Raw genomic sequence first — 10,243 nt, forward strand, 5'->3', positions numbered from 1 at the left:
CCCCACGCTGCCGACCCTGCCCAAGGTCAACGTGGGCCCGGTGGGCGACAACACGGTCAGCCTGCCGCTGCAAACCTTGCTGCTGATGACGGCGATCACGCTGATCCCGTCCGCGCTGCTGGCGATGACGGCGTTCACCCGCATCATCATCGTGCTCGGCCTGCTGCGGCAGGCGCTGGGCACGGGCCAGACACCGTCCAACCAGGTGCTGGTGGGCCTGGCGCTGTTCCTCACCATGCTGGTGATGATGCCCGTGGGCGAGAAGGCCTGGGCGCAGGGCATGGCGCCTTACCTCAATGGCCAGATCGATTTCGCCACCGCCTGGACGATGACCACCGGCCCGCTGCGCGACTTCATGCTGGCCCAGGTGCGCGAAACCGACCTGATGACCTTCGCCGGCCTGGCCGGCCACGGCAGCTATGCCAGCCCGGCCGAGGTTCCCTTCCCCATCGTGGTCGCCTCCTTCATCACCAGCGAACTGAAGACCGCCTTCGAGATCGGCTTCCTGATCTTCATCCCGTTCGTGATCATCGATCTGGTGGTCGCCAGCGTGCTGATGTCGATGGGCATGATGATGCTGTCGCCGATGCTGGTGTCCGCGCCGTTCAAGATCCTGCTGTTCGTGCTGGTCGATGGTTGGGTGCTGATCGTCGGCTCGCTGGCGGCGAGCTTCAACTGAGAGCAGGAGTGAGTGGAGATGAGTGAGGAGTTAGCGAACGCCACCTCCGATTGCCCCCCTTTCTCCTGCTCTGCTGTTGCTTCTCCTCACTCCTCACTCCTCTCCACTCTCTTCTCTATCACCATGAGTCCCGAAACCGCCCTCACCGAACTGCGCGACGGCCTGGAGATCGCCCTCTGGGTCGGAGGTCCGCTGCTGCTGGTCGTACTGGTCGTCGGCGTGGTGGTCGGCGTGATCCAGGCCGCCACCCAGCTCAACGAACCAACCATCGCCTTCGTCGCCAAGGCCATCGCGCTGACCGCCGCCCTGTTCGCCACCGGCAGCTACCTGCTCGGCGTGCTGGTGGAGTACACGACGACGTTGTTCCAGCGATTGCCGCATCTGATCGGGTGAAGGGAGGAGTGAGTGGAGAGGAGTGAGGAGTGAGCGAAAGCCCCTCGGACATGCCCCCATCCCGCTCCTGCCCCTACTCACTCCTCACTCCTCTCCACTCACTTCTCGCTCCATGGACACCGCCACCCAGATGGTGATCGACGGCCAGCAGGCCTTTGGGATGATCAACGCCATCCTGTGGACCATGCTGCGTACCGGCGCGCTGCTGATGGCCGCGCCGCTGATCGGGACGCGCGCCGTGTCGGTGCGCGTGCGCGTGATCATCGCCGGTGCGCTGGCGATGGCGCTGGCGCCGCTGCTGCCGGGCACGCCGGACCGGATCGCCTTCGACGCCAGCACCGTGCTCAACGTCGCGCGCGAACTGGCCGTCGGCGCCAGCATGGGCTTCATGCTGCGGCTGGCCTTCGAGGCCGGTGCGATGGCCGGCGAATTGATCTCGCAGGGCACCGGCCTGGCGTTCGCGCAGATGTCCGATCCCCTGCGTGGCGTGAACTCGGGCGTCGTCGGCCAGTGGTTCTCCCTGGCCTTGGGCCTGCTGTTCTTCACCGCCAATGGCCATCTGGCGCTGGTGTCCCTGCTGGTGGACAGCTACCGGTCGCTGCCCATCGGCACGGCGCTGCCCGACGTGCAGCAGATGCTGGAAGTCGCCCCGATGCTGTTCGGCCACGTCCTGCGCGCGGCGGTCGGGCTGGCCCTGCCGGTGATGGTGGCGATGCTGGCGGTGAACCTGGCCTTCGGCGTGCTGGGCCGCGCCGCGCCGGCCCTCAACCCGATCCAGCTGGGCCTACCCACGGCCCTGCTGCTGGGCCTGTTCCTGCTGGCGCTACTGGCCGGCGAACTGGGCCCGCCGGTGCAACGGGTCTTCGATCTCTCGTTTGATGCAGCGCGGCAACTCACCCGCTGACGAAAATCTGGTTACTCTTTGGAAACGTGAGTTGTCGCGCCGTTTCACGCATCCACGTGCGCATTTCACATGGAGCCTGCGTCACGGGTTCCACTAAATGCATGAATTTGTGCAGAATGTCGTAGAGGGAACCGCCACATACGCAGGCGCACGGAAGGGACGCAGGTCCAGGCCGATGCAGGGGGGATGTCCGTCCCCGCGATCAGGAGAGCGCACGTGAACCACAGTCCGACCCAGAAGCGACGCACCAGTCAGGAAACGCGGGAAGCCGTGCTGGTCGCCGCCCGCCGCCTGTTCTTCACCAAGGGCTTCGACCAGACCACGCTGATGGATCTTGGAGAAGAGACCGGTCTCAGCGCGCGGGGCGTCATCCTGCATTTCGAGACCAAGGCCGACATCATCGCCACCCTGTACATCCGGGACTACACCGCGCGGAAGGCGCCGATGGTGGAACGGCCGCAGGGGTCGACGCATGCCCAGCGCATCCTCGACTTCTATTTCTGGATGGCGCGCGAGGACGCGGCCAACTTCATCGCGTTCCCCGCGCTGTGGAGCGTGTCGGCAAAGTGGTCGCCCGCCGTCGAGGCGGAGATGAACGCCGCACTGCGGCGGATGCGCGAACCCGTGCGCCAGGAACTGAGCCGGGGCATGGCCGCAGGCGAATTCCGCGGCGTGGACATCCAGCATGCGGACGAGATGATCTGGCAGAGTTACCAGCACGGCCTGCGTGCCGTATCGGTCAATGGCGGCACGCCGGCGATGGCGGTCCCGCAGGTGTTCAAGACGCTGGAAGCGCTGTCGGCCTGAGGCCGCCGCGCGGCAGAGGCGGAGACTACGCGCGGCGCAAACAGGAACGGCCTCCATCAGGAGGCCGTTCTCCGTTTCAGCAGGGAAAAGGCTCAGTCGCGTCCGTTGCCCTTTCCATTACCCTTGCCGCTGTTGCCCTTGCCGCTGTTGCCGGGACCCCTGCCGCTGTTGCCTTGTCCATGGCCCGCATGGTCCGGCTTGGCGGACCCCGCCTGCGCAGGCTTGCCGCCGCCCTTGCCCTGGCCCGGGCCGTGCTTCGACCAGTCCACGCTGACGCGCTGGTCGATGCGGATGGGGTAACCCCAGCGATCGTAGGTACTCACGGCGCCATTCTTCAGCGCGTGGAATTCGCGCGAACCGGGCTTGATGCCCATCTGCTTGGCCAGGTTGCCCCAGCCTACGCCGGGATTGCGCTCGTAGCGCTGCACCACGTCCAGGCAGGGAATCCCGAGCGTACGCGCGATGGCGCAGGCGAAGTACACGTCGGCCGGCGCCCAGCCCCGCCGATCCAGCAGATCCAGCACCAGCGAGCGCGGCGCGCCGTAGTAGCCCGTCATCTCCGACACGAACGGATCGCGGTAGCGGCGGCCGTAATCGTTGATTTCGCCCAGCCGCGTATCCACCCAGACATCGCCCGTGCGGATGTTGTAACCCACGGTCTGCGCCTGTACCGGCATCGACGACGCGACCGCCCAGCCCAGCGACGCGACCATGACGGCGGTTCTCAGTGCTTTCATGTCCTTCCTCCTCGAACGTGTGGGCGCAGTCTTCGGAGGTTCGCCTTAACAGCGGGTGACATCGTGGTCCGAATGTGAGTCGCACGCGAACCACCGCCCGCGCAAGCCCTGCCAAGCGTGATCATCGTCACTCCCCACGCCGGCCAAGCGCCTACACTGCGCGGCGCAGCCCTGTCCTCTCACTTTTCCCTTGAGCCGCGATAACCCCGATTCCCATCGCCCGCATCCGGCCCTGTCCATGAAGCCGAAACGCCGAGACTTCCGCCTGGATATCATCGTCCTGCTGGGCTTCACCGCGGCGGCGACCATCGCCTCGTTCGGTGTCTACCGGATGTGGGTCGGCGAATGGACGAAGGCGTGGTTCGACCTGGCCGTCGTGGCGGCGGTGGCGGCACCGGTGATCCATGCCTGGCGCGGGGGCGACAGCCTGCGTGCCGGCAACGTGCTGGCGGCGCTCAACTCCGCCGCCACCTTCGGTGCCTGCCTGCTGCTGGGCCATACGGCGCTCACCTGGACCTACCTGGTGCTGCTGACCAACTTCTTCATCGCGCATCGCTGGATGGCGGTGGTCTGCAACACGCTGCTGATCGTGGGGATGCAACTGATCCCCGGCTTCTTCCACGACGGCGTGCATGCCGCATCGGTGCTTGTCAGTGCCAGCCTGATCACCGTGTTCTCGCTGATCTTCGCGGCCCGCACGCAGGACGACCGCGTGCAGCTGGAACGTCTGGCCGCGATCGACGCGCTGACCGGCGTACCGAACCGGCGCAGCATGGAACGCGCCCTGGCCGACGCGGTGGGGCGGTTCCAGCGCGGCGAACGCCGCTTCGGCCTGGTCGTGCTGGACCTTGACCATTTCAAGGACGTCAACGACCAGTACGGCCATGCGGCCGGCGATGCGGCCATCGCCGACCTGGCCTCCATCCTGCGCTTCGAGATGCGACGCAACGACCAGGTGTTCCGCTTCGGCGGCGAGGAGTTCGTGGCCCTGCTGGAGCTGGACGGCACGGAAGACCTGGAAGCCGCGACCGAACGCCTTCGCAAGGCCGTCCGCAGCTCGCTGCGCGGTCCCGGCGGCCGCATCACCATCTCGCTGGGCGCGGCGATGCTGCGCGAACAGGAAAAGACCTGGCACGACTGGTTCTCGCGCGCGGACGCCGCCCTCTACCGCGCCAAGTCGGCCGGCCGCGACAGCTACGTGATCGCGGACGACCTGTTCTAGGCGACGTCAGCCGCGTACCTCCTCGTGGCGATGCCACCACCGGTACAGTACCGGCAGCACCAGCAGGGTCAGCAGCGTGGATGACACGATGCCGCCGATCACCACCGTGGCCAGCGGGCGCTGCACTTCCGATCCGGCGCCGACATTGAGCGCCATCGGCAGGAAGCCCAGCGAGGCCACCAGCGCGGTCATCAGCACCGGTCGCAGGCGCCCCAGCGCACCGTCGACGACGGCCGTGTCCAGATCCGTGCCCTGCTCGCGCAGCTTGCGGATGAAGGCGATCATCACCAGGCCGTTCAGCACCGCCACGCCGGACAGCGCAATGAAGCCCACGCCGGCGGAGATCGACAGCGGAATGCCGCGCAGGGCCAGCGCCACCACTCCGCCGGTGAGCGCCAGCGGCACGCCGGTGAACACGATGGCCGCATCCTTGGCCGACCCGAACGCCCAAAACAGCAGCGCGAAGATGAGGACCAGGGTGACCGGCACCACCACGCCCAGCCGCTGGCCGGCGGAGATCAACTGCTCGAACGTGCCTCCGTAGTCGACCCAGTAGCCGGCGGGAATCTCGACGTTGGCGTCGATGCGCTGCCGTAGCTCGGCGACGAACCCGCCCAGGTCGCGACCGCGCGCGTTGGCGGTCACCACGACGCGGCGCTTTCCGTTCTCGCGGTTCACCTGGTTCGGGCCCAGCGTCGTCGCGATCGTGGCGACCTCGCGCAGCGGCACGGTGCCGGGCGCGCCGGATTGCCAGGCCGGCGTGCGCGTGGATTCGTCCCGGTTGCCGTCGCCGCCGAGCGGAATCGGCAGGTCATGGAGCGCCGCGGGATCCTGACGCAAAGCCTCGGGCAACCGCACGACAATGTCGAAGCGGCGGTCGCCTTCGAACAACTGGCCGGCGACTTCGCCACCGACGGCGGTCGCGACGGTGTGCTGCACGTCGCCGGGGTTCAGGCCGTAGCGGATCAGCGCCTGGCGGTCCGGCGTGATGGTCAGCAGCGGCAGGCCCGTGGCCTGCTCCAGCCGCACGTCGGCCGCGCCATCCACCGCCTTCGCCACCGTCTCCACCTGTTCGCCGAGCCTCACCAGCGTATCCAGGTCGTCGCCGTAAACCTTGATCGCCACGTCCGCACGCACGCCGGAAATCAACTCATTCATGCGCATCTGGATGGGTTGGGTGAACTCGTAGTTGTTGCCCGGTATCTGCTTCACCGCGCTTTCGATCTCGGCCACCAACGCCGCCTTGGTCTTGCGCGGGTCGGGCCATTCGCTGCGCGGCCTGAGCATGATGAAGGTATCGGCGACCGAGGGTGGCATCGGATCGGTCGCCACCTCCGCCGTGCCCAGCTTGCCGAACACCCGCAGCACTTCGGGGAACTGCTTGATCCGCGCCTCCAGCGTGGATTGCATATGCACGGCCTGGTCCAGGCTGGTGCCGGGAATGCGCATCGCATGCATGGCGATGTCGCCTTCGTCCAGGCTGGGCACGAACTCCGAGCCCAGGCGCGTGCCCAGCAGGCCGCACAGCACCACCGTCGCCAACGCGCCGGCCACCACGGGCCCGCGCCCGCGCAGTGCCCATGCCAGTGCGGGCGCGTAGGCGCGACGCGCCCACTGCATGAGCCGCGTGTCCTTCTCCTGCACCTTGCCGCGCAGGAACAGCGCGATGGCGGCCGGCACGAACGTCAACGACAGCACCATCGCGCCGGTCAGGGCCAGCACCACCGTGATCGCCATCGGGTGGAACATCTTTCCCTCCACGCCGGTGAGCGCGAAGATCGGCAGGTAGACCGCGGTGATGATGCCCAGGCCGAACAGGCTGGGCCGGATGACCTCGGCGGTCGCGGACGCCGTCGCGCCCAGGCGTTCTTCCTCGGTCAGCGCGCGGCCCAGCGCGTGCTGCAGTTCGCCGAAACGGCGCAGGCAGTTCTCGATGATGATGACCGCGCCGTCCACGATCAGGCCGAAATCCAGCGCACCCAGGCTCATCAGATTGCCGGACACGCCGCCACGGACCATGCCGGTCAGCGTGAACAGCATCGCCAGCGGAATCACCGCCGCGGTGATGAGCGCGGCGCGCACGTTGCCCAGCAGCAGGAACAGCACGGCGATGACCAGCAGCGCGCCCTCCACCAGGTTCTTCGCCACCGTGCGGATGGTGCGGTCGACCAGCGTGGTGCGGTCGTACACCGGTACTGCGCGCACACCCGCAGGCAGGCTGCGATTCGCCTCGATCAGGCGTGCCGCGGTGGCCTGCGCGACCTCGCGACTGTTGGCCCCGATCAGCATGAAGGTGGTACCCAGCACGACTTCCCGGCCGTCCATCGTCGCCGCACCGCTCCGCAACTCCGGGCCTTCGCCCACCTGGGCCACATCGCGCACGCGGATCGGCACGCCCTCGCGCCGGTCCAGCACGATGTCGCGGATGCCCTCCAGGTCGGCGACCTGCCCCGGTGCGCGCACGAGGAACTGCTGGCCATTGCGCTCGATGTAACCCGCGCCGACGTTCTGGTTGTTGGCGGAGACCGCCGTGACCACGTCGTGCAGGGTGAAGCCGAGCGCGACCAGTCGTGCCGGGTCCGGCGTGATGTGGATCTGGCGTGCGAAGCCGCCGATGGTGTTGACCTCGGTCACGCCCGGCGCGTTGCGCAGTTGTGGACGCACAACCCAGTCCTGCAACGTGCGCAGGTCGGTGGCGGTGAACGGTGTGCCGTCCGCCTTGCGCGCCTTCGCGTCGGCTTCCACCGTGTACATGAAGATCTCGCCCATGCCGGTGGCGATGGGGCCCATCTCCGGTTCCAGTCCCGCGGGCAGCTGCGACTTGACCTGCTGCAGGCGCTCTGCGACCTGCTGGCGTGCGAAGTACAGGTCGGTGCCGTCCTTGAACACCACGGTCACCTGCGACAGCCCGTAGCGCGAGATCGAGCGCGTGTAGTCCAGTCCCGGCAGTCCCGCCAGGGCCGTCTCGATCGGGAACGTCACCCGTTGTTCGGACTCCAGGGGCGAGTACCCGTCCACCTGCGTGTTGACCTGCACCTGCACGTTGGTGATGTCGGGCGTAACGTCGATGGGCAGCCGGCTGAAGCTCCAGCTGCCGACGGCAATCAACGCGACCGTCAGCGCCAGCATCAGCCAGCGATGGGCGATGGCGAAGCGCAGGATGCGTTCGAGCAGGCCTTGCGGCGTCGGGATCGTGGCATCAGTGGTCATGCGAGGCCCCCGACTTCTCGATGTCGGCCTTCACCAGGTAGCTCTGCTCCACCACGACCTGGTCGCCCGCCTTGAGGCCGGACAGCACCTCGACGCGTTCGGCATCGCGCTTGCCCAGTTCGACCGGACGGATTTCGTACGTCTCGCCGACGCGCACGAACACCACGGTCCAGTCGCGGAACGTCTGCAGCGCCGCCACCGGCACGACGAGCGCGGCGGGCTGCTGTTCCACCGTGATCCGCGCCTTCACCGCCGAACCCGGCCGCCACAGGCCATCGGCATTCGCCAGCGTCGCGCGCGCCACCGTACTCTGGCTGGCCGTCGCCGTGCCGGGCAGCACGCGTTCCAGCGTGGTCTGCGCGGTGACGCCGTCGCTGAGCCGCGTCACCGTCACCGGCACGCCGGGCACGATGTGCTGGGCGTCCGCGCCGAAGATGTGCAGGTCCCCCCACAGCGACGACAGGTCGGCGACTTCGAACAACGTGGCGCCTTCACCGGCCACGCCGCCCACCGTGGCGTTGCGCGCCAGCACCACACCGGATATCGGCGTGGTCACGGTGTACGTCGTCAGGCTGAGATTGCTCTCGACCGTTGCCAGCGCCTGCCCGGCCCGCACGCGGTCGCCGACATTGACAGCGAGACGACGGATCGGCCCCGGGAAGCGTGCCGCGATGTTGGCCACGCGGCCTTCCACCGGCGTCAGCAGGCCCTGCACCTCGTGCTCGTCGGCGATCACGCCAGGCTGTGCGGGCGCGACACGGATGCCCGAGTCTTCGGCGATCTTCCTGGCGATCGTGGTGCGTCCCTCGTAACTGTCGTAGGTCCAGCGCAGGTCCTTGCCATCCACGCGGGCGATCACTTCAACGTCGAAGGAATGCGGTTCGCCGACCACGCTCTTGGCCAACAGGCTGCCATCGGCCTGCGGCACGAGCGTGTGCGTCTCGCGCACGCCGCCCAGGCGGACCAGCCGCACCTCGACCGTCCCCGCGGTCGCCGGCAGCGGCTTGCTGTCGCGGTAGAGCCAGGCCTGCCAGGTCGGCGGCGTGCCGCTTTCGGCGATGGCCAGTTCAACGGTGACGCCATCCTGGGCCAACAGGCGCCCGCCGTGTTCGCCACGTGCAGGCGCCTCCGCGCCGTGCGCGTCGCCTTCGTGGCCGTCATCGGCGTGGTCGTCCTGGCCGCCGCAGGCGACCAGCAACAGGGAAAGCGCGAGCGCGCCGATCAGGGGTCGCAGGGTCATGGGGTCGTTCCTTCCGGTGAAGCGGCAGGGGCGGCGACGAACGCCTGTCCGGTGAGCCGCTGGATTTCGATCAGGGCCGCCTGCGCGTCGAGCGCGGCGTCCAGTTGCTGGCGACGGGTCGCCGTGGTCTCTGACTGCAATTGCGCCCATTCGAGGTAGCTGATGGCGCCCGCGCGGTACGCGCGCTCGGCCGCCTGCTCGGCACGCAACAGGCGCGGCAGCACATCGGTGCGTGTGCGCTGTACATCGAGCTGCGCTACTTGATAACGACCATGCGCGTCGGCCAGGGTCGAGTACAGCGCGACATCGCGCGATTCGCGCTCGATCTCCAGCGCCGCGAGGTCGGCCTCGGCGGAACGGGTCTCCTGCGCTGCGCGGCGCGCACCGCCCAGCGGCAGCGACACGCCGCCGACCAGCGCCATGTCGCCGCCCTCCTGCAGGCGACGCACGCCCCCCTGCCAGTCCACATCGGGGATTGCCGCGGTACGCGCAAGACGCACCCGCGCTTCGCGCACGCGGCGTTCGTCGGCGAACTGGGCCAGTTCCGGTGTGCCGTCGAGCAAGGCAGCCAAGTCCGCCGAATCCGGGATGTCGGGCAATGCCAGCGGATCGGCCGGCGCGATGTCGAAACGCGGTGCGCGTTCGCCCCACAGTGCGGCCAGATGCTGGCGCGTGGCGACCTCCTGCTGCTCCGCACGCGCCCGCGAGAGTTCGGCGCGCGCGAGCGCCGCCTCCGCCGTCAGCACGACCGATTCCGGCGATGCGCCGGCCTGCAGTCGTTGGCGTGCACCGGCGACGGTCCGCCGGCGCTGGGCGATGTCCTGTTCGGCGATCGCTTGCTGCGCCCTGGCACTGACTACCGCGAGGTAGCGGCGCGCCACATCCGCCAGCAGGTCCAGCCGCTGCGTCTCGCGCTGCAGGGCGAGCGCGTCGATGCGGGCCTGCGCCAGCGTGCGCCGCGCATCCAGCTTGCCGCCGCGCTCCAGCACGCCGGCCAGGGGCAGGGTGGTCTCGGCCTGGCGGACGGCGCGGGCCTGCCCGCTGCCGGGGG

Annotated in this window: 9 protein-coding genes; 5 read left to right on the forward strand and 4 right to left on the reverse strand. The window is 68.5% G+C overall.

Annotation, left to right across the window (positions count from 1 at the left end):
• The 4 genes from fliP to CSC76_RS18120 all read left to right on the forward strand — a co-directional run.
• On the forward strand, positions 1–679 hold a 679-nt coding region (gene fliP / locus CSC76_RS18105), incomplete at its 5' end, for a flagellar type III secretion system pore protein FliP (protein WP_162111354.1).
• 123 nt (positions 680–802) lie between these two features.
• Positions 803–1,072, forward strand: coding sequence for a flagellar biosynthetic protein FliQ (locus CSC76_RS18110; protein WP_162111355.1), 270 nt, complete (start codon positions 803–805; stop codon positions 1,070–1,072).
• Positions 1,073–1,184: 112 nt separating this feature from the next.
• Positions 1,185–1,976 carry a flagellar biosynthetic protein FliR gene (fliR, locus tag CSC76_RS18115; RefSeq protein WP_162111356.1) on the forward strand — a complete coding sequence of 264 codons (792 nt, stop codon included), beginning with the start codon at positions 1,185–1,187 and terminating at the stop codon, positions 1,974–1,976.
• 216 nt (positions 1,977–2,192) lie between these two features.
• Positions 2,193–2,783, forward strand: coding sequence for a TetR/AcrR family transcriptional regulator (locus CSC76_RS18120; RefSeq protein ID WP_162111357.1), 591 nt, complete (start codon positions 2,193–2,195; stop codon positions 2,781–2,783).
• 92 nt (positions 2,784–2,875) lie between these two features.
• Here CSC76_RS18120 and CSC76_RS18125 read toward each other — a convergent pair whose 3' ends face one another.
• The gene (locus CSC76_RS18125; protein WP_162111358.1) at positions 2,876–3,520 is read right to left on the reverse strand and encodes a hypothetical protein; all 645 of its coding nucleotides are present in this window, start codon (positions 3,518–3,520) and stop codon (positions 2,876–2,878) included.
• 238 nt (positions 3,521–3,758) lie between these two features.
• Between CSC76_RS18125 and CSC76_RS18130 the strand changes: the two genes are divergently transcribed.
• Positions 3,759–4,742 carry a GGDEF domain-containing protein gene (locus CSC76_RS18130; protein ID WP_162111359.1) on the forward strand — a complete coding sequence of 328 codons (984 nt, stop codon included), beginning with the start codon at positions 3,759–3,761 and terminating at the stop codon, positions 4,740–4,742.
• 6 nt (positions 4,743–4,748) lie between these two features.
• On the opposite strand, the gene CSC76_RS18135 is transcribed toward CSC76_RS18130, so the two are convergent.
• The 3 genes from CSC76_RS18135 to CSC76_RS18145 all read right to left on the reverse strand — a co-directional run.
• Complete coding sequence (locus tag CSC76_RS18135; protein ID WP_162111362.1) at positions 4,749–7,916, reverse strand: efflux RND transporter permease subunit; 3,168 nt, start codon at positions 7,914–7,916, stop codon at positions 4,749–4,751.
• A gap of 25 nt (positions 7,917–7,941) precedes the next feature.
• Entirely contained in the window at positions 7,942–9,192 is a 1,251-nt protein-coding gene (locus CSC76_RS18140) for an efflux RND transporter periplasmic adaptor subunit (RefSeq protein ID WP_162111360.1), read from the reverse strand.
• Positions 9,189–10,243: TolC family protein (locus tag CSC76_RS18145; RefSeq protein WP_162111361.1), on the reverse strand; the 1,055-nt coding region annotated here is incomplete at its 5' end. The genes CSC76_RS18140 and CSC76_RS18145, both read right to left, overlap by 4 nt.

Source organism: Pseudoxanthomonas mexicana, from assembly GCF_010093385.1.
In the GTDB taxonomy this organism is placed as follows: domain Bacteria; phylum Pseudomonadota; class Gammaproteobacteria; order Xanthomonadales; family Xanthomonadaceae; genus Pseudoxanthomonas_A; species Pseudoxanthomonas_A mexicana.

Excerpts from the sequence above, each read along its gene's own strand:
- CSC76_RS18110 (WP_162111355.1), top strand. The coding sequence starts at position 803 with ATGAGTCCCGAAACCGCCCTCACCGAACTGCGCGACGGCCTGGAGATC.
- fliR (WP_162111356.1), top strand. The coding sequence starts at position 1,185 with ATGGACACCGCCACCCAGATGGTGATCGACGGCCAGCAGGCCTTTGGG.
- CSC76_RS18125 (WP_162111358.1), bottom strand. The coding sequence starts at position 3,520 with ATGAAAGCACTGAGAACCGCCGTCATGGTCGCGTCGCTGGGCTGGGCG.
- CSC76_RS18130 (WP_162111359.1), top strand. The coding sequence starts at position 3,759 with ATGAAGCCGAAACGCCGAGACTTCCGCCTGGATATCATCGTCCTGCTG.
- CSC76_RS18140 (WP_162111360.1), bottom strand. The coding sequence starts at position 9,192 with ATGACCCTGCGACCCCTGATCGGCGCGCTCGCGCTTTCCCTGTTGCTG.